Annotated in this window: 17 protein-coding genes and 1 tRNA gene; 8 read left to right on the top strand and 10 right to left on the bottom strand. The window is 54.9% G+C overall.

Features of this window, described 5'->3' with window-relative positions:
- The first annotated feature begins 1 nt into the window (after nucleotide 1).
- The gene (locus BGLCM_RS05110) at nucleotides 2-322 is read left to right on the top strand and encodes a hypothetical protein (RefSeq protein WP_006294179.1); all 321 of its coding nucleotides are present in this window, start codon (nucleotides 2-4) and stop codon (nucleotides 320-322) included.
- Between the two features lie 414 nt (nucleotides 323-736).
- Entirely contained in the window at nucleotides 737-886 is a 150-nt protein-coding gene (locus tag BGLCM_RS08450; RefSeq protein WP_006294177.1) for a hypothetical protein, read from the top strand.
- Nucleotides 887-1,109: 223 nt separating this feature from the next.
- Here the strand turns inward: BGLCM_RS08450 and BGLCM_RS05100 are convergent.
- Nucleotides 1,110-1,183, bottom strand: a tRNA-Pro gene (locus tag BGLCM_RS05100).
- Between the two features lie 337 nt (nucleotides 1,184-1,520).
- Here BGLCM_RS05100 and BGLCM_RS05095 point away from each other — a divergent pair.
- From BGLCM_RS05095 to BGLCM_RS05070, 6 genes are all read left to right on the top strand, one after another.
- Complete coding sequence (locus BGLCM_RS05095; protein ID WP_081450357.1) at nucleotides 1,521-2,948, top strand: UTP--glucose-1-phosphate uridylyltransferase; 1,428 nt, start codon at nucleotides 1,521-1,523, stop codon at nucleotides 2,946-2,948.
- A 151-nt stretch (nucleotides 2,949-3,099) separates the two neighbouring features.
- Entirely contained in the window at nucleotides 3,100-5,025 is a 1,926-nt protein-coding gene (locus BGLCM_RS05090; protein ID WP_006294175.1) for a helix-turn-helix transcriptional regulator, read from the top strand.
- A 30-nt stretch (nucleotides 5,026-5,055) separates the two neighbouring features.
- Nucleotides 5,056-5,385: a hypothetical protein gene (locus BGLCM_RS05085; protein ID WP_006294174.1), complete on the top strand. Its 330-nt coding sequence runs from the start codon at nucleotides 5,056-5,058 to the stop codon at nucleotides 5,383-5,385.
- A 6-nt stretch (nucleotides 5,386-5,391) separates the two neighbouring features.
- Nucleotides 5,392-7,983, top strand: coding sequence for a DEAD/DEAH box helicase (locus BGLCM_RS05080; protein WP_044085008.1), 2,592 nt, complete (start codon nucleotides 5,392-5,394; stop codon nucleotides 7,981-7,983).
- 175 nt (nucleotides 7,984-8,158) lie between these two features.
- The gene (locus BGLCM_RS05075; protein ID WP_006294171.1) at nucleotides 8,159-8,506 is read left to right on the top strand and encodes an RNA polymerase-binding protein RbpA; all 348 of its coding nucleotides are present in this window, start codon (nucleotides 8,159-8,161) and stop codon (nucleotides 8,504-8,506) included.
- Between the two features lie 88 nt (nucleotides 8,507-8,594).
- Nucleotides 8,595-9,308, top strand: a complete 714-nt coding sequence (locus tag BGLCM_RS05070) for an HAD hydrolase-like protein (protein WP_006294170.1) — start codon at nucleotides 8,595-8,597, stop codon at nucleotides 9,306-9,308.
- A gap of 662 nt (nucleotides 9,309-9,970) precedes the next feature.
- Here BGLCM_RS05070 and BGLCM_RS05065 read toward each other — a convergent pair.
- The 9 genes from BGLCM_RS05065 to uvrC all read right to left on the bottom strand — a co-directional run bounded on the left by BGLCM_RS05065 (nucleotide 9,971) and on the right by uvrC (nucleotide 21,285).
- Nucleotides 9,971-11,593 (bottom strand): aminotransferase class I/II-fold pyridoxal phosphate-dependent enzyme, encoded by a 1,623-nt coding sequence (locus BGLCM_RS05065; protein WP_006294168.1) that lies wholly within the window; start codon nucleotides 11,591-11,593, stop codon nucleotides 9,971-9,973.
- 257 nt (nucleotides 11,594-11,850) lie between these two features.
- On the bottom strand, nucleotides 11,851-12,693 hold the full coding sequence (locus BGLCM_RS05060) for an HAD family hydrolase (RefSeq protein WP_044085006.1): 843 nt from the start codon (nucleotides 12,691-12,693) through the stop codon (nucleotides 11,851-11,853).
- A gap of 138 nt (nucleotides 12,694-12,831) precedes the next feature.
- A complete protein-coding gene (secG, locus tag BGLCM_RS05055; RefSeq protein ID WP_006294166.1) occupies nucleotides 12,832-13,089 on the bottom strand; it encodes a preprotein translocase subunit SecG in 258 nt (85 codons plus the stop codon).
- Nucleotides 13,090-13,232: 143 nt separating this feature from the next.
- On the bottom strand, nucleotides 13,233-14,054 hold the full coding sequence (gene tpiA, locus BGLCM_RS05050) for a triose-phosphate isomerase (RefSeq protein ID WP_044085004.1): 822 nt from the start codon (nucleotides 14,052-14,054) through the stop codon (nucleotides 13,233-13,235).
- 116 nt (nucleotides 14,055-14,170) lie between these two features.
- On the bottom strand, nucleotides 14,171-15,376 hold the full coding sequence (locus BGLCM_RS05045) for a phosphoglycerate kinase (RefSeq protein ID WP_006294164.1): 1,206 nt from the start codon (nucleotides 15,374-15,376) through the stop codon (nucleotides 14,171-14,173).
- Between the two features lie 297 nt (nucleotides 15,377-15,673).
- On the bottom strand, nucleotides 15,674-16,624 hold the full coding sequence (gene whiA, locus BGLCM_RS05035; RefSeq protein ID WP_006294162.1) for a DNA-binding protein WhiA: 951 nt from the start codon (nucleotides 16,622-16,624) through the stop codon (nucleotides 15,674-15,676).
- A gap of 182 nt (nucleotides 16,625-16,806) precedes the next feature.
- Nucleotides 16,807-17,721: an RNase adapter RapZ gene (rapZ, locus tag BGLCM_RS05030; RefSeq protein ID WP_006294161.1), complete on the bottom strand. Its 915-nt coding sequence runs from the start codon at nucleotides 17,719-17,721 to the stop codon at nucleotides 16,807-16,809.
- Nucleotides 17,718-18,638 (bottom strand): shikimate dehydrogenase family protein, encoded by a 921-nt coding sequence (locus BGLCM_RS05025; protein WP_006294160.1) that lies wholly within the window; start codon nucleotides 18,636-18,638, stop codon nucleotides 17,718-17,720. The genes rapZ and BGLCM_RS05025 overlap by 4 nt, the downstream gene beginning before the upstream one ends.
- 121 nt (nucleotides 18,639-18,759) lie before the next feature.
- Nucleotides 18,760-21,285 carry an excinuclease ABC subunit UvrC gene (uvrC, locus tag BGLCM_RS05020; RefSeq protein ID WP_006294159.1) on the bottom strand — a complete coding sequence of 842 codons (2,526 nt, stop codon included), beginning with the start codon at nucleotides 21,283-21,285 and terminating at the stop codon, nucleotides 18,760-18,762.
- Between the last annotated feature and the right edge of the window lie 25 nt (nucleotides 21,286-21,310).

Here is a 21,310-nt window from a genome sequence, read left to right as displayed (position 1 = left end):
CATGGCACACACCACCATCGACCGCCAATGGGTGCGACAACAGCTGCTCACCAACCCTGACGTGCGACGCGCCCTGAACGCCACCGCACGCCGGCTAGCCCCGCTGGTACAACTCGAAGCGTTCAAAGACGACAACCCCGACTACGCGGCAAGCGTGCGCGTACAAACCGGAGACACCCGCCCCGGCGTCAAAGCCCCCACAAGGATGAAACGCCCCTACGCGCGCGTCATCATCGGCGACGAAACCGCCAGCGAAAAGGAATACGGCAGCAGACGCTACCCGAAAAAAGGGTTCCTCCGCCGAGTGGTAAGCCGCCTGTAAAAAACCACCAATGATCCACTACCAATGGGCACAACCCATACCCATGCTCATGGCATGGATCATGGAACACAACCCGCCCACCAACCTCACCTGCACAAGCCAACCCCCCCGGAAAGCCTGCGCGAACACCTGCCATTGCTCGTCATCAGCGCAATCCCCGGAGGCTTCTACGACGACTACACGCGAAACCAGGCATTGGACATCGACGTGTACGCCCCAACCCTGCAGCGGCCGTGGAAACCATACAAACCATCGAACCAAGCCTCACCGCCCTGCAAGGCGACAGCAACGAACTGGGCTACGTGGACACATCCACACTGACCATGTTCACCCAAATCAACAGCAGCATGACAGGCGTGACCAGAATGACCGCCACCATCACCCTGAGCATGCGTCCACAACCAAGGAGCTGACATGGCAGACACATTCGTCACCGTCGCCGAACAAATGAACAACAACAACGTGTGCAAATGGGGTACCCAACTGCTCGCGATCGCAGGAGCGGTGTCCACAGTGGCGACGGCTTTCGGCATCGCCTACAGTCCCTGCATGTATGATGTATAGAATGATGTCGCATGTGAAAAACGTCTCTTCCTATATAGCAAGGGGAGGGATGTTTTTTGTGTCATTTGTCGTAAAGAATATTAGTGGGGATTAATGCAGCGCGTGACCCGTTCATGACTGAGGAAAGACCACAAGAAAGCCGCCGTTGTTCCGAATCGTTCCGCTAACTGATTTCAAACAATATACCGACTCGTGAAAACCGTTGGAATTCCAACGTTCCAAGTCGGGCCGGCGGGATTTGAACCCGCGACCCCTTGACCCCCAGTCAAGTGCGCTACCAAACTGCGCTACGGCCCGATGTGTCTCAGGATTGCTCCGTGAAGCACCGAGTAGGAAATATACCATTGCGAGCGCCAGTGTCAAAATCGCAGGTCGTATGCGCGTGTCGGATTCAGCGTTGAACGGATGCAAACGTTTGTGATGTTTGGTTGAGTGGAATTTTTTTCATAAAACGTGTATGGTTCTGCATCGGTCAATGGAACAACTGGTGTTGTTGCGAAGATTACGTGTCACAATCCCCTGAGGTGATGCGTTGATGAGTAGAATGCGATCATAACAGAAACAATTGCGTAATAATTTCTGTATGAGCAAGCCGTTTTCTATAACAGAACGACCTTGGATGGAAAGGGTGACCATGGCGGAGCTATTCGAGCGTTCAGCTGCCAAGATGCGTGATCAAGGGCTCAGCGAAGTGGCTATTGCCCAGTTTGAGCATCTGTATAACGAATGGCAGAACAATGACTCCACAAGTTGGATCCGTGAGATTGATGTGGAGTGCTTGTCTGATGTGCCGAGTTTCCATGATGTCTATGAGACCATCGACCATGACCAGGCGGTGGGTGCGTTTGCGAAGACGGCTTTTTTGAAGCTCAACGGGGGATTGGGCACGTCTATGGGCTTGGATTGCGCCAAGTCGTTGCTGCCGGTCCGTCGTCACAAGGCCCGTCAGATGCGTTTCCTCGACATTATCTTGGGACAGGTCCTCGTGGCCCGCAAGCGTTTGGGCGTTGAACTGCCATTGACCCTGATGAATTCGTTCCGTACATCAGCCGACACAATGGCTGTGTTGCGCGGCAACAAGAAATTCCATCAGGAAGGCGTTCCGATGGAAATCTTGCAGCATCGAGAGCCCAAGATCGACATCGCCACCGGTTTGCCTGTGGAGTATCCGTCAAATCCCGAGTTGGAATGGTGCCCGCCAGGCCACGGAGATTTGTTCTCGACGATTTATGAGTCGGGATTGTTGGATTCGTTGGAAGAGCATGGTTTCAAATACCTGTTCATTTCAAATTCCGACAATCTTGGCGCTCGTCCTTCGCAGACACTTGCGCAGCATTTTGAAAATACCGGCGCGCCAATCATGATTGAAGTCGCCAAGCGGACGCATGCGGACCGCAAGGGTGGCCATCTGGTCATTGACAAGCGTACGGGCCGTTTGGTGCTGCGTGAAATGACCCAAGTGCATCCGCAGGACCGTGCCAATGCGATGGATATCACGATGCATCCGTATTTCAACACGAACAACATCTGGGTGCGCGTGGATGCGCTCAAAGCGTTGCTGGAGCAATATCATGGCGTGTTGCCGCTGCCAGTGATCCGCAACCAGAAGACGGTTGATCCCACGGATCCCGATTCGACACCTGTCATGCAATTGGAGACGGCGATGGGCGCGGCGGTATCCTTGTTCGAGGGAGCGACCTGCGTGCTCGTGGACCGCATGCGTTTCCTCCCCGTCAAGACCACGGATGATTTGTTCATTATGCGTTCCGACCGGTTCCATTTGACTGATTTGTATGAGATGGAAGATGGCAACTACATTTTCCCGAGCGTGTCGCTTGACCCGCGCTATTACAAGAACATCCATGATTTTGATGAACGGTTCCCGTATTCCGTGCCTTCCGTGGCCGCGGCGAACTCCATTACGATTGAAGGGGATTGGACGTTCGGCCGTAATGTGAGTTTCTATGGGGATGCCAAGCTGGAGGATGGCGGCAAACCAAATTATGTTCCGAATGGTGAATATGTGGGGCCGCAAGGCGTAGAGCCGGATGAGTGGCTATAACATCGGCGTTCGTCCATGCGTGTTGCCGTTCGATTTCCAAGAAATTCTAGGAAATGTGAATGCAACACGCAAAAAGGCATTATCATAGAGAACCAGTTGTGCACTCCAACGTGCACGTATAACCAAAACAATAACGATACGGTAGGACTTAATGGCAGAAGGAAGTAACGGAAGGCGCCGCTTCTCGGATAAGTGGGGCAAACACGAACTCGATGTGTTGGCAGTATTGTCTTCCGCGTTCCCCCAATGGCTCACATCTCGTCAGATTGCGCAGCGTGTGAAGGCATACGCTGATTCGTATGGTGAATTGGCTGATCAGGCCGCCAAGGCAGCGTTTGCCAAGCAATTCCAACGCGACCGCGCCAAGCTGGCGGCCATGGGCATCGCCATTGAATCACGCCAACCCGAGTACTCCTCAAAGTCCGAAGGCCAGGATTTTGCGTCATACCGTTTGCAACTCGGTAGTGAACCGCGTATCCGCTTGCATTTCGAACCCGAAGACATGCCTGTATTGGCTGCAGCCAACTATTTGGCCCGTTCGGTGTCCATCTCGTCGATGGCCGAAGAACCTGAGCCGGCCCACGTGTCCCGTACGGCACCGCGTGTGCCGCAAACGCCGATTCCGGGTTTGGGCCTGGATTCCATTGCACCTGGTTTGGGCACGCAGCATATTCCTGAAAGCCTGGTCAAGGAAATCGATTCACGTCGTTTCGCCGCCAAGGTGATGGACGGTGGCGAATTGCTCAATGTCGCCTATTCGGATTCCGATGACTTGGCGATGTTCCTGCTTGAGCATCCCAATGCGCATATCGTCAGTCCCCAAGAGGCTGTGGACGCTTACCGTCGCCGCCTGAACGCTGCAATCAACTTCGCGTTGGCTGACGATTCCGAAGGCAAGTCCAGCGCCACGGTCCGCGCGAAGTCCATCAGCTCGAACACTGGTGACGAAGACGATGACCTGGAAGCGTCGCAAAAGAACCATGCCAAGAAGAGTTCGTTCCAAACCGGCAGCGAAGTGGATCGCCGTCTGCGTCTGATGCTGTTCCTGTCAGCCCATCTGGGTGAGGAATACTCGCTTGATGAGCTGGCGGTGCGTTTCATCGGTGTGCCCAAGAGCGATGATGAAATGCGCAAGTCGGTCAATGTCATCCATAAAGACATCAACACGTTGACCACGGTGTCTGATGATGGCGAGATGGCAGGCAGCCAATTCTTCGATATCGATTGGTCATTGATGGACGCCGAAGGCATTGTGTCAGCAACGAATTCATTGGGCTTGGAACGTTTGGCGGGCATTTCGCCGCAGTACATGAGCATGCTGACGGCATCGGTCAATTATTTGGCCCATTCGCGTTTGCTGCCAGCCGACCAGCGTGCCCAGGCTGAATCACTCAATGAGCGTATGCGCGCCCATGTGACGCCAGGGGACACGCCATGGTTGAGCTTGACTGGTTATGAGGCTGAACCGTTCAGTTTCTCCGTGGTCAAATCGGCTATCGACAACCATGCGCTGCTCGATATGGAATATCGTGACGGTGCCGGCAACATGTTCCGCAAGCTCGTCGCCCCTGCCAAAATTTTCGTGGACGAAGGCGTGTATTATGCGGCCGTATGGACTGATGTGGCTGATGTTGCGCCCGAAGACAAGCGCAGTCTCGTGCACAAGGATGAGACGCTGAACAAGGTGACAGGGGAGCCGCGCATCTGGCAGATCCTGCGTTTGGCCCGCATTGAGCATGCGCGTATTGTCAAACCGTTGAGCGAACCCCAAATTCCTGACGTATCGGTCAGCGAGTTGCGTCGTTGGGCCATTGACAATGGCACACCGGCCGTGTTCATCACCGATCAACCACACCTCGAGTTCATCAAGACGCTGTCTGATGCGACGGTGGAACCCTGTGGTGACGGTGAGAAAGTGCATTTGACCATCAGGTCCGATTCCTGGTTTGTGGCGTTCTGCATTGCTCACGCTCGGCATATTGTGGCTGTTGCCCCCGAAACACTCCGTACAATGATTATTGCGCGAGCACAGCGTGAACTGAGCGTCGTCGGTGCAGCTGACGATGCTGACGACTGATAGTGACGGTACCACTGCAAGGAGGGGATTATGCCTTGGTGGATTTGGCTGGTTTTGGCCGCTTTCTGGCTGGCTATGCTGATCATTGGTGCCGTGTATGCGATCCGTCATGCTGTGCGTGCAGCGCGCATTGCTTCCGCCTTGGGTAATCAAGTGAGCAAACGTATGGCTCGTATGACTGTGGACACGGATGCTCACGCTCCACGTCCAGCCGCAATGTTCACCCGACCACTTGAGGAGGCGTCAAACGCATATGCCGACGCCCACGCTGGTGTAATCCGCCGTCGTCAGGCCCGTCGGGAACGCTATGCGCGCACGTGGGAGCAGTGGGAACAGTTCAATGACCTACCGAATGCGTAAAGAAAAATGAGCCGACATCGTCGAACACCATCCACCACACCCGTCAACGAACCCGAGCAGGAATCGCCTGCGGAACGCTACCGGCGTTTCCAGCGCGTGCAGCGTACGCGTGCGTCGGTGGCATACGAATTTGCTGAGAAAATGCCATTTGACCTTGACGGGTTCCAGATGGAAGCGAATGAAGCGTTGGAAGATGGCAGCAACGTGCTGGTTGCTGCCCCGACCGGCGCCGGTAAAACAGTAGTTGCCGATTTCGCTGTGTTCTTGGCGCAGCATCGCAATGCCAAAGCGTTCTACACAACGCCGATCAAAGCGTTGAGCAACCAGAAGTATCACGATCTTGTCGCCGTATACGGTGCAGAAAAGGTCGGCTTGCTTACGGGAGATACCTCGATCAACTCGGAAGCCGACATTGTGGTGATGACCACGGAAGTGTTGCGCAACATGCTCTATGAGCATTCCTCCACGTTGAACGCGTTGCGTTATGTGGTGCTTGATGAAGTGCATTTCCTGGCGGACAAGTTCCGTGGCCCCGTGTGGGAAGAGGTCATCATTCATTTGCCGCAAAGCGTGCGGATTGTGGGACTGTCGGCCACGGTATCCAATGTTGAGGATTTCGCCAAGTGGATCGCTTCCGTACGTGGTGAAACCAAGCTGGTTGTCTCTGAATTGCGTCCTGTGCCGCTCGAGCAGCATGTGATGATTCAAAAGGACCCGCGTACCGAACCTGAGTTGTTTGATTTGTACCGTTTCGACGAGGATGGCCATCAGACCACCAAGATCAATGGCCGTTTGGTCGCGCGTTTGAGTGAATTCGATCATCGTGCCGAACAGCGCTTGGAGCATGAACGTCCCAAACGGCGTGGCCGTTTTGGCCATCGTCCCAACGGCCGTTCACGTGGTGCGCAGGCTGAACGGTATATTCCGAAACGTTGGGCCGTGGTGGACGAACTCAACTTCCTGGGATTGTTGCCCGCAATTTATTTCATTTTCTCGCGTAACGGCTGTGATGAGGCTGTGGAGCATTGCTTGAATGCGGGACTGCAGTTGACCACTGATGATGAGGCGCGTCGCATCCGTCAGATTGTTGACGAGATGATTCAAGGCCAATTGACGCATGAGGATTTGAAAACCCTGCAATTCTCGCGTTTCCGCTATGCGCTCGAAGAGGGATTCGCTCCGCATCATGCCGGTATGGTCGCGTTGTTCCGCCAGATTGTCGAGCGCTTGTTTGAAGAGGGTCTGATCAAGGTCGTGTTCGCTACGGAAACGTTGGCGTTGGGCATCAACATGCCTGCACGTTCCGTAGTGCTCGAGAAACTTGAAAAATATGACGGAACCGGCATTGTCGGTTTGACACCAGGGGAGTACACGCAGTTGACGGGCCGTGCAGGACGCCGCGGCATCGATACGATTGGTCATGCTGTTGTCGTGGACTACCGCGGATTCAAACCTGAGACTGCGGCAGCATTGTCCAGCAAGCGCGTGTATCCGCTGCATTCAAGTTTCAAACCCACGTTCAACATGGCCGTGAACCTGTTGAATTCCAGCGATTACGAGACTGCGCGCACCACATTGGACCACTCGTTTGCCCAATGGGAAGCCAATGAATCGTCGTGGAAGCTGGAGGCCAATCTCGACAAGCTCAAAGCATCCATTGCCGCCTATGAACAGTCGTTCGCGTGTGAACACGGGGACTTCCGTGAGCTCATGCGCATGCGTATGCAACTGTCCGACATGCAGAAGAAGGAACGTAAAGCGCTCAAAACAGCGCAGTTCGCAAACAACGAGGCCCGTTCGCGCGCCTTCCGCCAATTGGACAAGCGTATTGCCGATTTGAAGCAGCTTGAAGCGCAGCATCCCGCCCATCAATGCCCTGATTTTGAAGAGCATCTTCGTTGGGGGCATCGTTGGGCGCGTGAAATGCGTGAGCTTGAGCGTCTTGAGGAGCGCTATGAGACGCGCACTGGTTCCGTGGCGCGCCAGTTCGACCGCATCTGCACGATTCTGGCGTCGCTGGGATATTTGGAACCGGCGGATCGTGATGGACACCGTGATTACACGTTGACCGAAAGCGGCCAACTGCTGCGTCGCCTGTATAGCGAGCGCGACCTGTTGCTTGCTGAAGCGATTGACAATGGTGTGCTGGAAGACCTGACAGCCGCTGAGCTGGCCGGTGTGCTGTCGTCCATTGTCTATGAGGCGCGTAGGGGAGCGGGCGGTGAACCGCGTTATTATCCGGGTGGTGCCCATGGTCGTGTCGCCGATGCCGTCACCGAGCTCAAGCTGTTGGATTCTCGGTTGAATGTGCTGTGCGAAGACGCTGGCATGACGCGTGATTTGCCGATGCTGGACTTCGGTATCAGCGACATTGTCTATGAATGGGCGTCTGGTGATTCGCTGGCTGAAGTGTTGCATGACAGTGAATTGACGGGCGGTGATTTTGTGCGCAATGCCAAGCGTTTGGCTGATGTGTTGCAGCAGATTTCCGTAGCCCAGGAGTACATGGGTCCTGATGGCGCGCAGCTGGCTGATACGGCGCGTGAAGCGTATGAACGTGTCAACCGTGGCATTGTCGCATATTCGGGTGTGGACTGATCCGTTGATACTGTGGCGCACTGGGCTGTGTTCCCGCTTGGTGCGCCACGCATCGCTTTGCGTCATCTCACATCACGCAAGTTGGTATGCCGCAGTGGCATACACCGTGGAATAAGTTGCACGTCCCAAGTGTTTTGTAGCGTAGACAAGTAATCGTCATGTTGAGGAGGAATCAATGGCAGAGCGCAGCCTGCGTGGCATGAGCATCGGTGCCAAGTCGTTGGAGAGCGACGACAACGTTGAATTTGCGGCGCGTGTGGAAGTGTCGTACGTTTGCGAGAAAGGCCATCGCACCATCCTTCCGTTCGCTGAAGGCGCTGATCTTCCCGCCGAGTGGGAGTGCCGTTGCGGTTCCGTAGCCCATCGTGAAGATGGGGATGACACTGAAGCGAATGAGATTGCCAAGCCGACGCGTACGCATTGGGACATGCTGCTGGAACGTCGTAGCGTTGAGGAATTGTCCGATTTGCTCGACAAGCGTCTCAAAATGCATCATGAGGGCTGGTTCCCGGACTACGAGTGATGCCGTTGTTCCCGTCACCATATGGGGCGGGAATTTTTCGTGTTGGTGAGAGGTAGTTGACCATAGAGAGAGGGGAGTGCTGTATCCGATGGCACAGCATCCGAAGAAAGTAGTTCTGCTTGACCTTGATGGAACATTGACCAAGTCCGATCCTGGCATTATCGGTTGTGTGGTCAAGGCGTTTGAGGCTGTTGGTTGTCCGGTTCCGGATGATGCCGAACTGCATCGTTTCATTGGTCCCGCCATCATCGAATCGATGAAGCGTAACCATATTCCTGACGACAAGCTTGATGAAGCCGTGCGCGTGTACCGTCATTATTACAGTGAGGAACCCGCGTTTGACGATCCGAACAATCCGGGTCATCTGGTTCCCGGCAACCTCTATAACACGGTGTATGAGGGTATCCCTGAGCAGTTGGCCAAGTTGCGTGACGAAGGTTATGTGTTGGCTATTGCCACGTGCAAGCCGGAATATCAGGCCAAACCTATCGCTGAGCATTTCCATCTTGATCAGATGGTTGACGCTGTGTATGGTGCGAGCCGTGACACGTCGCGTATTGACAAGGACCAGGTCATCCGGTACGCGTTCGAGAGCATGGGTTTCGATCCGCAGGCTGGTGACCGTGCGTTGATGGTTGGTGATCGTTGGACCGATGTTGACGGTGCCAAGGCCTGTGGTATTGACTGCTTGGGCTGCGGTTGGGGTTACGCCGAACCTGGCGAACTCAAGCAGCATGGTGCGTATCGTGTTATCGACACCACGAGCGAACTTGCTGACGCAGTCAACGATTACTTTGCGTAAGTCGACTGTCGGCTGATTTGCTGTGCGGACGGTATCTGGCTGGTACAGGCGCCGTCCGTTTTTCTTTTGCTGGAACGAGTTCTGTATGACCGCACATGTTACGTGGTATTCCGACATTGGTATGGCTTGGAGACTCGTGTTTCCTTCCGCCCATAAATATCCGATAAGGTACGTTATGTCAGATTTGATAGAGTCGGATGAGTGTGGGTCCCGTTTTTCCTCTCCCTCACACCTGTTCGGCTACCCACTCGCTTATATTGCAATGCTGTGATTGATCGGACTGGTTTGCTGGTATGCTGCGTCCTGTGCCGGTTCGGCGTGGCCGTACCGTAACGATATTTGGTTGTATTGAGTAACAATTATTATTTCTGATTTTTCGACATGTCAATTCTTGAGTTCACTGCGTCTAAACCGCGCATAATAAATGATATGCCCGACGCAATGAACCTAGTAAAAACATTCAGAATGCGCCTATTCAAAGTAATAAATATTTATTCAATATCGACTATGCGGTGAAGTTTGATGATATATTTTCATGTCATGTATCGGGGATGCCATACAAAAAAACTGGTTGCGCATCATCGTGTGATCGATACGCAACCAGTGTTCTTCCCTAGTCCAATCCTCTCATCGGTGGCATGTCCTACGCGATGGCGTCATAGTTATTGACGATAGGTTGAGAAGAAGTGTCCGATCTTGTCAACGGCGGTGCGTAGCACTTCAACGCGCGGCAAATATACGACGCGGAAATGATCGGGCTCGTGCCAGTTGAAGCCTGTCCCCTGCACCACGAGTACTTTTTCTTCCTTCAACAGGTCCAAAGCGAATTGCACGTCGTCAGTCATGTGGAAGCGTTTCGTGTCAATCTTCGGGAAGATGTAGAACGCGGCTTTCGGTTTGACGGCGGTGATGCCTGGGATTGCATTCAACGCTTCGTAAATGTATTCGCGCTGCTCGTAGATGCGTCCGCCAGGCACCAGGTAATCGTTGACGCTTTGATGGCCGCCCAACGCGGTTTGCACGATTGACTGCGCGGGCACATTCGAGCAAATACGCATGTTCGTCAGCATGTTCAAGCCCTCAATGTAATCGCGTCCGATGCGCGTGTTGCCGCTCAGAATCATCCAACCAATACGGTACCCGGCGATCATATGCGATTTGGACAATCCGGAATAGGTGACGCAGAACAAGTCAGGAGCCAATGATGCGATGGATGTGTGCTGGAGCCCATCCATGACGAGACGGTCATAAATCTCGTCGGAGAAAATCATCAGCTGATGCTCGCGGGCCAAATCCACGATTTGCTGCAGCACTTCCACGGGATACAGTGCGCCCGTCGGATTGTTCGGATTGATGATGACAATGGCTTTGGTCTTGTCCGTGATCTTGCTGCGCATGTCTTCGATATCCGGGAACCAGTCCGACTGCTCATCGCAGACATAATGCACGGGTGTGCCGCCGGCCAACGTGACGCATGCCGTCCACAACGGATAATCCGGGCTTGGCAGCAACACTTCATCGCCAGTGTCAAGCAATGCGGACATACTCAAGTTGATCAGTTCGGATACGCCATTGCCTGTATAGATGCTGTCAATGGTCACGTTCGGCAGGTTCTTGAGCTGCGCGTATTGCATGATGGCTTTGCGTGCGGAAAACAGGCCCTTGGAATCGGAATACCCTTCCGACTCGGTCAATTGGCTGGCCATGTCGTAAACAACTTCGTCAGGAGTGCGGAATCCGAACGGTGCCGGATTGCCAATGTTGAGCTTGAGCACGTTTGTGCCTGTGGCTTCCATGCGTGCCGCTTCCTGTACCACCGGACCGCGCACATCGTAGAGCACATTGTCAAGTTTGGTGGATTTGTTGAACGTACGCATCGTGGTCTCCTTGCCCGTATGCCGAGGTGATGGTGCAGGAACGGGCACTGATTCATCAGGCCGCTCCCCTACAAGTTCAATATGATTCGGCTCATGGTGGCGTGATTCTTTTTGAACTTGCATATTGCCATTAAGTTCAATCTCTTCTGTATTGAACTGTTGGGGTTCAGTGTCGGTGATTGCTGTGGACTCGAGTTCATGGCCGCTCAACCATTCTTGGTCCACTCCGAGTGTTGAGGCCAGAAACGACATAATGTCGGATCGCGGTATGGTTTTACCGCTCACATATTGGCTGACATGGCTTTTGCCGAGTTTCATGCCTTGTGCCTGAGCGGCGTTGACAATATCAATCTGGCGCAACCGTTTGGCATCCATTGCCATGATGAGCCGTTCCTGGAATGTGGCCATGTTTTTCACCTTCATTGAACTGATGATGACGATTGTCACCAACAGTTCAATACTGTATCAACAGGTTCAGTTCAAAACAACTATGTATCAGTATATGATTAGTTCAATTCTTGGAGATTGAACTTAACTCAGTTCAATTATATTGAACTTGACTTATAGATAGTTCAAAAGATAGTTCAAGTCATAAGCCGTTCCATTGAACTCTATGCAATTAAACTTCATGCAATTGAACCATATGTAATTGAACGCAGTGTGGTTCATGACATATGGTTGCGTAGCCACTTGGCTACCCCATCATCATTGTTGGACTCGCAGACCTCATCCGCGATATCCAGTACTTGCGGGACGGCGTTGGCGACAGCCACCCCGTGTCCCGATTGACGCATCATGTTGATGTCGATGATGTCGTCACCAAACGTGACCATGTAGTCGGTATGCACCTGCCACTGCTCCCCCAACACGCGCAACGCGTGTTCCTTGTTGGCATCCTGATGCGTAATCATCAACAACGTGCCTTCCGACACATGCACATCCATCGATGCGGGTACCATCGCCAACACTGTATCCCATTGTTCCGGCTTGGGGAATACGATGATTTTGGCTACTGTGCCATCTGGCACATCAGTGAAATCGGTGTACTGCCAGGTTTGTGTCTTCCAATATTTCGAAATGTCAAACGATGTATAGCGCACATCGTCCATGACAATGCCGATTTCCAAATCCGGAAACACTTCAAGCATCTGCAAGCACAGTTGCGCGGCCATCGGCGAGGGGAACCCGATCAGCCTAGTCGTCGGCGGCAACGCGTGTGCCGGCTGATTCAATGACGCGAATGTGGAATGTGCGGGATCCAAATCGATCAACGCGCCATTGAGATACACGCATGCGTCTGGCTGGAGTCGTTCAACAAACGGTAGCGCCGTGGACACGGGCCGTGCCGTGGCGATTGCGAAGGGAATGTGTTGCTTATGCAATTCCTCGATTGTCTGCTCGCTGTACGGTGAAAGGTCGCGTTCTTCAAACGTGGGTGCGTCATGCAGCAACGTGCCGTCCAAATCCACTACCACCATCGTTGCGTCATCAAGCATGTGCGACCGCATCGGAACCCGCCACTCCTTACCACCTCTACCGGCGTTGTACGGTTCGAGTGTATGGAATGGGCCTGACCATATATCGCTCGCACCATACAAAAATCCCGCAGCGTCATGCTGCGGGATTGAACCATATGGTTGTTGCAATCAGGCGATGCCAAACTTCGTGAACAAGCCAAGTGTGATGATGATGGCCACCCAGACCAATGCGATAATCACAGTCCAACGGTTCAGGTTCTTCTCAGCCACACCTGAGGAACCAGCGTTCTGCGTCAGTCCGCCACCAAACATGTCGGACAGGCCGCCGCCCTTGCCCTTATGCATCAGGATCAGCAGGGTGAGCAGCAGGCTCAGCAGCACAAGCAGAATCTGCAGAACGAGTTTAACAACGGCAAGTGCTTCCACTTGTAACCTCCAGTTCGGTTTCTAACTGTCCTCTACCATAGCGCATCCTCACGAACAATAGACCCCCCAAATTGTGAAAAGCTCGTGGAAAATCAGCGCATCTGACCAGTTTGTGTATGTGTCAGCCCGACCATGCACGAAATTCAGCGGCGACGATACGCCCCTGATGTGGCTTGCAATGTTTGCATGCAAATATGAGTCAGTTCGTTGACGTCAAGCGCTGCCCCACCAATCAGGAAGCCGTCCACATCGGGTTCGCCGATGAGTTCCACCGCATTCTTCGAGGTGACTGAACCGCCATACAGCACGCGCACGGTGTCGGCCACCTGGTCACCGAACTGCTTGCGTAAACTTTCACGAATCGCATGGGCCGCATCCTGAGCGGATTGCGGTGTGGCCACCATGCCGGTGCCAATGGCCCATACAGGTTCGTATGCCACAATCATGCGGGACGCTTCTTCATCAGACAGGTCACGCGTCACATCGTGTACCTGACCGACCGCGAAATCAAGTTCAATACCTTGGCGCCGTTCCTCAAAGCTCTCCCCCACGCACAGGATCGGCACCATGTCGTCAGCCAACACGGCCCTCACCTGGTCCACAATGTTCGCATCGTCTTCAGGATGGTATTTGCGCCGTTCCGAATGGCCCACAATCACGTATTCACATCCCAAAGCGGCCAACATGTCGGCTGACACATCGCCGGTGAACGCGCCTTGTGAGGTGACCGACACGTTTTGCGCACCATAGTGGATGCGCAACCGGTCGGATTGCACGAGCACTTGCACGCTGCGCAATGAGGTGAATGATGGGAACAACGCCACTTCGCAACGGTCATAGCGGAACTTGCGGTTTTTCAAGTTCCATGCGAGTTTTTGCACGAAGGCTGTGGCTTCACGATGGTCAAAGTTCATCTTCCAGTTGCCTGCCACCATAGGAACGCGCTGCATTGGCGAAGAGGTCATGACCTACCATCCTTCATGCATGAATCAAAAAAGAAAATACAGGCGATACGCGGGCACTGTCTTAAACCTGGATGCCAAAAGCGCATGGCATCCAGGTTTAAGACAGTGAACGGATATCAGTCGAGCACCGTCAGGCCCGGCAGCTGCTTGCCCTCAAGGAATTCGAGCGAAGCGCCGCCACCCGTGGAGATGTGCGAGAAACCATCCTCCGGGAAGCCGAGGTTGCGCACGGCCGAAGCGGAATCGCCGCCACCGACAATCGTGAACGCACCATGCTCGGTAGCGTCGACAAGCGCCTGGGCCACAGCGCGCGTACCTTCAGCGAACTGCGGGATTTCGAACACGCCCATCGGGCCGTTCCACACGACGGTCTTGGAATCGACAATCTTGTCGTGGAACAGCTTGCAGGATTCGGGACCAATGTCAAGACCCATCATGTCGGACGGAATCTGGTCAGCCGGCACGACCTTCGGGTCGATCGGGGTGTCACCAGCCGGGAAGCCCTTGTTGACGACGATGTCGACGGGAAGCACGAGTTCCACGCCGTTCTTCTTGGCGGTCTCGATGTAGCCCTTGACCGTGTCGATCTGGTCTTCCTCAAGCAGCGACGTGCCAACCTCATAACCTTCGGCCTTGAGGAACGTGAACACCATGCCGCCACCGATGACGAGACGGTCGGCCTTGTCAAGCAGGTTCGAAATCACGCCGAGCTTGTCGGAAACCTTCGAACCGCCAAGCACCACGGTCAGCGGACGGGCCGGATCGTTGACCGCGCGGGACAGTGCCTTGACTTCCTTTTCGACGAGCTTGCCAGCGGCAGCCGGCAGATCCTTGGCCACGTCAAAGTTCGAACCCTGGGCGCGGTGCACCACGCCAAAACCGTCGGACACGAACACGTCGCCCAGAGCCGCGATCTTCTTGGCGTACTCGGCGCGCTCAGCCTCGTCCTTGCTGGTCTCTTCAGGGTTGAAACGCACGTTTTCGAGCAGCACCACGTCGCCGTCCTTCATGGCGGCAACCTTGGCTTGGGCGTCCTCACCGTACGTGTCGGAAGCCAACTCGACCGGGCAGCCGAGCAGTTCGCTCAAACGGGCGGCCACAGGAGCCAGCGACAGCGCCGGCACAACCTGGCCCTTCGGACGACCCAGGTGGGCCATCAAAATCACTTTGGCGCCAGCGTCACGCAGCGCTTCAATCGTAGGCAGGGCAGCCTTGATACGGCCGTCATCGGTGATGGTCGTGCCGTCGAGCGGAACATTGAAATCGGCACGCACGAGCACGCGCTTGCCCTTGAGATCGCCGAGATCCTTGAGTGTCTTCATGTATCGTTTCCTTTCCTGTCCGTGGCCGTGCGGCCGCGGGGAATGGCAGTGATGCCACTTCCTCAGCATAATACGCACCATCATGAACTACTGCGCATTGCGCTGACGGAACGCCACGGGTGCGTGCCAGCCTGCGAAACGCGCAATCGTGCGGCAGATGGCCAGCGCAGTACCACACCGCTGTGCGGCCGCACGTACGACAATGGCTCGGATCCTTGGCACATGGCGTGGATCCGAGCCATTGATCAACGCTAGGTTCGTGTTGGTGTTTGCAATGTTCCCAGTGCTTTCACCAACTCAGCGTGCTTCGCGGGCGCGTGCTTTCTCAGTCTTGTCGGACAGTTGCAGCAGACGGCGGATTCGACCAGCAACAGCGTCCTTCGTGATTTGCGGATCAGCCAAACGTCCCAGTTCCTCCAAACTGGAATCGGGATGGTCGAGACGCAGCTGGCCGGCGGCACGCAAGTTTTCGGGAATCTCATCGCCAAGCAAATCGAAAGCGTGCCGTACTTTTTCACACGCTTCAGCAGCGGCTTTGGCGGAACGACGCATGTTCGCATCATCAAAATTGGCCAGACGGTTCGCTTTGCCACGAGCCTCACCATCAGAACGCTTGCCCGTCCATTCACGTGCTGAACGTGGCGCCCCCATGAGGATCAGCATGCGTTCAATCGCATCAGCGTCCTTAAGTGTGACGCGTTCGGAACTGCGTACCTGGCGCGGACGAGCCGTAATGCCCAAACGGTGGGCTGAAGCGACCAGAGACATGGCGGCTTCATGCGTGGGGCAAACGATTTCCAAATAGGATGCTTTGCCCGGGTCGGAAATGTCGCCGTGCGCGAGGAACGCGCCACGCCAAGCGCTTTTGATTTGCGCGATATTGCCATTGACAATCTCATTGGGAAGTCCCATGACCACATGCTTGCGACGGTCCAGCAAACCCGTTTGCAATGCCAAAGCGGCGCCGCCACGTTCCACGAGCACCTGATAACGCCGGATAGTGCCCGTAGGTGTCGGGCGTTCGATTGGCGACAGCAACGCCTCATGGCCATACAGGTTGCGAATCGCGTTCTGCAACCATTGTGCGGCCTCAAGGGAATCAAAGTGTGCCTGAACGAGGATCTGACGCTGGACAAGCCGTAGTCCGCCACCAAAGCGGATCATTGCGGTGGCCTGAGCCTGACTAGCTGCAGGTAGCTCACTATCAATTTGGGACAGTTCGCTCTTGACCTCATCGAGAAGTGCCAAAAGGTCCTCCTACTTCATGGAAAATGCTCTCTGCGGGATGGCTGATATTCGGCGTGTCGCCATGATAGCCGGATATCTGGTGTACTCAATGAGTTGGACAACAGGCACCCCGTCAGTCTCACTCGAATTCGAGTGGCAACTCGAATTCCAACCTAAACGACACGCCAGGAAAAATCAATGTGTCAGTCCTGATGCTGGGCATCAAGTTCACGTGCTGAAACACTGACCGTCAGCCCGAACGCACGCAACCGTTTCGCCAATGCCTCACTCATCGCCACAGAACGGTGCTGACCGCCCGTGCAGCCAATGGCCACCGTGACAAAATGCTTGTCTTCCTGGACGAACCCATGAATCGCAATGTTGATCGCCTCAGCATACACGTCCAAAAACTCCTGCGCCCCGTCACTCGACAGCACATAATCGGCGACGAGCCGGTCACGTCCGGTCATCTCCCGCAATTCCGGCACCCAATACGGGTTGGGCAGGAACCGTACGTCCGCCACAAAATCCGCGTCAATCGGAATGCCATATTTGAAACCGAAACTGAACACATGCACCGACACGGTGTTCGGATTCGACCCCACCATCGCATCATAGAGTTGCGTGGACAGCTGATGGATACTCAGATTCGTCGTATCAATTTCAATGTCCGCCCGTTCTTTGAGATGCGTCAGCAGTTCACGTTCCTCAACAATGCCGTCAATCAGCCGGCTTCCCTGCTGCAACGGATGGGGGCGGCGCACTTTTTCAAACCGGCGGATCAGTTCAGCATCAGTCGCATCCAAAAACATGATGCGCGTGTGCACACCCAAATCGTCCAAATGGCTAAGCACCGCCGATAAATCCGTGAAATAATCACGTGACCGCACGTCAATCACCGCGGCAAGACGGTGCACGCTACCTTGAGAAGACGCCGTCATCATGTCCACCAACGGCACGAGCAATTTGGGAGGCAGATTATCAACCACATACCAACCCATGTCTTCCAAGCTGTGTGCAGCCTGCGAACGTCCCGCCCCGCTCATGCCCGTGATGAGCATGACATCAAATCCTTCAGACGGTTCTGGCAGCATATGGTGCTCGGACTGACTTGTCATTCGTTGACGACCTCCTCCAACGCCGTTCTCATGGCGCCTTCCAGCATACTCAACAAATCCCCTCGCCCAGACATCACCTGATCAGGGTTGAACGAGGCATCCACTCCCGTCATCAGCAACACTTGGGCGATGGCTTGGTACAACAACATTTCAGTACCGCTGATCACCGTGCCACCAGCGTTGCCGACCACGTCCATAAGCTTGGTGACACGCGGCGCGTACACCACATCCAACAACGTGCCCGACATGCTGGCCGCTGTACACTGTTGCGCCACAATGTCAGCACCGAAACCCGGAATCGTCGACACAATCAGATCAGCATCAGCCATCCGGTCTGCCGCGTCCTCAAGACCAATGGACTGGATGGGTTCCCGGATTGCGGGTTGCACCGCCGTGATATGCCGTAACGCTTCGGTTTTTTCCGGGTGCCGGGCCGCCACGGTCACACGGCTGACGCATCCCATCATCACTGCGGCCGCCACCGCGCTCGCCGCCGTGTTGCCGTTGCCGAGTACGAGCATGCTCGCGTTTCTGGGTGGCACCGTGCCACGGTCCATGAAGGATCGTTGGAACGCCCGGGCGATGCCGTAGACATCCGTGTTATACAAATCCATTTCACGTACGGCATCAGGTGTCCACCGCAAGACTGCCGTGTTGGCCACGTTCAACAGTGACGCCCATTCGTTGCGTGGCGTACCATACGGCTGGATGGTGCGTTTCAACGGCATTGTCAGGCTCAGCCCGCGCCACGTGTCATCAATACAGTTCAAAAACGACGGCAAGCCCGCTTCGTCAACTTCCACACGTTCATACGTCCAGTCGGTCAGTCCAAGTGCCGTATAGGCTGCGGCGTGCAGTACGGGAGAGAGCGAATGGGCAATCGGCTTGCCCAGCACGGCGCAATGTTGCTCGACCATGGATGGTTCCTCACTTCAGGCGGCTTTGTGACGGTTCCACCGTAGTCGCCAGACACCCTAGCGTCGAGTCCGTGTTCGTTTTTCTTACGCAATGCCGTACGCTCCACACGTCACCCAAGCGTCAGGCTTGCTTCATGGTTTCTTGATTTCCCTGGTCGCTCCCATCACTGTCGTGAGCATGCAAGGCGTCAAAGATACTCTTGGCTTTGGCTTTCCCAACGCCTTTGACCGCTTCCAAATCCTCCAGCGACGCCTGACGCATGGCACGGACCGAGCCGAAATGGGCCAACAGTTTTTTCTGATAGGACGGCCCAATGCCGGGAATGTCGTCCAAGACCGAACGCAACGCGCCTTTACGTCGGGCCTGACGATGATACGTGATGGCAAACCGATGCGATTCGTCACGCACGCGTTGCAACAGATACATGCCTTCGGATTGGCGTTTGAGAATGATCGGGTAATCATCGTCGGGTACCCACACTTCTTCAAGACGTTTGGCCAATCCGCATACGGCCACATCGTCCACACCGCAATCATGCAACGCCTTGGCCGCCGCCAACACCTGCGGATAACCGCCATCAACAACAATCAGGTTCGGTTTATAAGCAAAATGACGTCGATCCGTGTTCTGCTGCACAGTCGACGGCCCATCGGATGACTGCATGCCGTCATCACCGTCCGATTGACGGTTCTGGTCTTGACTGGCCTGCTGGTCGCGCACACGGCGTTCATTGTCAATACTTTCACCCGTATCCCCAGCAATGTTGCCATGGCGGAAACGACGCGTCAGCGTCTCATAAAGCGCACTCAAATCATCCAACGCGCCCTTGCCATCATCACCACGAATCGCAAACCGGCGGTATTCGCTTTTCTTGGCCATCGCGTCCTCAAACACGACCATCGAGGCAACCTGATAAGCGCCACCGACCGTGTTGGAAATGTCATAGCATTCAATGCGCAACGGCGCTTCAGCAAGACCCAAGGCTTGCGCCACATCGTTCATCGCCTCCGTGCGGGCAGCCATATCGCTGATGCGGCTCATCTTGCTACGTTGCAACGCTTGAGACGCGTTGTCTTGCGCACGTTGCATCAAATCCTTTTTCGAGCCACGTTGCGGCACGCGAATGCTCACCGCCGATCCACGCATTGACGACAACCAACGTTCAAGCTCATCCGCGCGAGTGGGCAGCAATGGTACAAGAACCTCACGTGGAATCGGAGCGATAGGAGCCAACAAGTCGGCACGACCCGTTTGCTCCAAACGCTTCACACGCTCACGCGTGGTCTGGGCTCGGGCCACACGATCCACAGCGGTGACTTGTTGCGTGGACCCCATGGCATGGCGATGCTCCACAATATGCGTGGCCTGTGTGGATGGCGTGACCGGTGTGACTCGTGTGACCGAATCCTGATCGGCACTGCTGGCAGGCATCGGGGTGGTATCCGCATGCTCGTCTTCCCGCACAGTGACACCATCATTAGCGGTGTCGTCGGCATCCTCATCATCGTATTGACCATCCGTCAATATGGATTGATCATCGGATGCGGCGGCAATACTGACACTTTGCGAGGTTTGCTGCTCATGCATGATTTGCGAATAGGCTTGCACAATCAAATCAGCCAGCAAATCGGCGTCGGACACGTCCTCAATGCGTTCCACGCTCCAATTGCGCTCGCCACGGATTGATCCGCCCCTGACAAAGAACGCGTGCACTGAAGCTTCCAATTCGTCGGATGCGATACCGAACACGTCAGCGTCAACGTCCTGGTCGAGCACCACAGCATTTTGCTGGGCAACGTTACGTAACATGCCGATCTGGTCGCGCAAGCGTGCGGCTTTTTCGAACTCCAAATCCTGGCTTGCCTGTTTCATTTGGCGCGTGAGATCGGCGATATAGGATTGGCCGATGCGTCCAGTGAGCACACCGACCAATTGGCTGACGAGCTGACGATGGTCTTGCGCGCTGATACGGCCCACACAAGGCGCTGAACATTTGCCAATGGACGCCAACAAGCAGGGACGGTTGGTCAGCTGTGCTTTTTTGAACACGGCCGGTGTGCATGTGCGCACCGGGAATGTGCGCAACAGCGTATCAAGGCTCTTGCGTAAATCCCACACTTTCGCATACGGGCCGAAATAGCGTGTATCACGACGCTTGCGACTGCGCGTCACCCAGGTGCGCGCAATCCGCTCCCCCACGGAGACGGCCAAATACGGGTAGGTTTTATCGTCGCGGAACACGACGTTGAACCGTGGATCGAATTCCTTGATCCACGTGTATTCCAGCGTCAACGCTTCCAATTCGGTGCCGACAACCGTCCACTCGAGGCTACGTGCCGTCAATACCATGGTTTGTGTACGCGGATGCAATTGGTGTAGCGGTTGAAAATAGTTGGACAGACGATTGCGTAAATTCTTCGCTTTGCCAACATAGATGACGCGTCCCTGGCCATCACGCCACTTGTACACGCCTGGTTCGGCTGGAATCTGCGAAGTTTTAGGACGGAACAGGTCACGCGAATCACCAAGCAATGGCGCGCCATTGGCGTTGACACCGTTGCCGCCATCTTCAGTACGCGATTCGACAAGCAATGCCTGGGCGGTGCGACGCCACGTGCCAGGGGCATGCCGTTCGAATATTGCCATCGTGCCTGTTCCTTTCCTGTGCTGC

It is taken from the genome of Bifidobacterium gallicum DSM 20093 = LMG 11596, from assembly GCF_000741205.1.
GTDB lineage: Bacteria > Actinomycetota > Actinomycetes > Actinomycetales > Bifidobacteriaceae > Bifidobacterium > Bifidobacterium gallicum.
The sequence above is the reverse complement of the archived record's forward strand: the minus strand, read 5'-3'. Positions and strand labels throughout refer to the sequence as shown.

Bases quoted from the DNA above. Each gene is read 5' to 3' on its own strand.
- BGLCM_RS05045 (WP_006294164.1), bottom strand. From the start codon at position 15,376: ATGAAGACACTCAAGGATCTCGGCGATCTCAAGGGCAAGCGCGTGCTC.
- BGLCM_RS05060 (WP_044085006.1), bottom strand. From the start codon at position 12,693: ATGCGGTCGCACATGCTTGATGACGCAACGATGGTGGTAGTGGATTTG.
- BGLCM_RS05065 (WP_006294168.1), bottom strand. From the start codon at position 11,593: ATGGCCACATTCCAGGAACGGCTCATCATGGCAATGGATGCCAAACGG.
- uvrC (WP_006294159.1), bottom strand. From the start codon at position 21,285: ATGGCAATATTCGAACGGCATGCCCCTGGCACGTGGCGTCGCACCGCC.
- BGLCM_RS08450 (WP_006294177.1), top strand. From the start codon at position 737: ATGGCAGACACATTCGTCACCGTCGCCGAACAAATGAACAACAACAAC.
- BGLCM_RS05085 (WP_006294174.1), top strand. From the start codon at position 5,056: ATGCCTTGGTGGATTTGGCTGGTTTTGGCCGCTTTCTGGCTGGCTATG.
- BGLCM_RS05095 (WP_081450357.1), top strand. From the start codon at position 1,521: ATGGCGGAGCTATTCGAGCGTTCAGCTGCCAAGATGCGTGATCAAGGG.
- rapZ (WP_006294161.1), bottom strand. From the start codon at position 17,721: ATGACAAGTCAGTCCGAGCACCATATGCTGCCAGAACCGTCTGAAGGA.
- BGLCM_RS05080 (WP_044085008.1), top strand. From the start codon at position 5,392: ATGAGCCGACATCGTCGAACACCATCCACCACACCCGTCAACGAACCC.
- BGLCM_RS05090 (WP_006294175.1), top strand. From the start codon at position 3,100: ATGGCAGAAGGAAGTAACGGAAGGCGCCGCTTCTCGGATAAGTGGGGC.
- tpiA (WP_044085004.1), bottom strand. From the start codon at position 14,054: ATGACCTCTTCGCCAATGCAGCGCGTTCCTATGGTGGCAGGCAACTGG.
- BGLCM_RS05075 (WP_006294171.1), top strand. From the start codon at position 8,159: ATGGCAGAGCGCAGCCTGCGTGGCATGAGCATCGGTGCCAAGTCGTTG.
- BGLCM_RS05110 (WP_006294179.1), top strand. From the start codon at position 2: ATGGCACACACCACCATCGACCGCCAATGGGTGCGACAACAGCTGCTC.
- BGLCM_RS05025 (WP_006294160.1), bottom strand. From the start codon at position 18,638: ATGGTCGAGCAACATTGCGCCGTGCTGGGCAAGCCGATTGCCCATTCG.
- BGLCM_RS05070 (WP_006294170.1), top strand. From the start codon at position 8,595: ATGGCACAGCATCCGAAGAAAGTAGTTCTGCTTGACCTTGATGGAACA.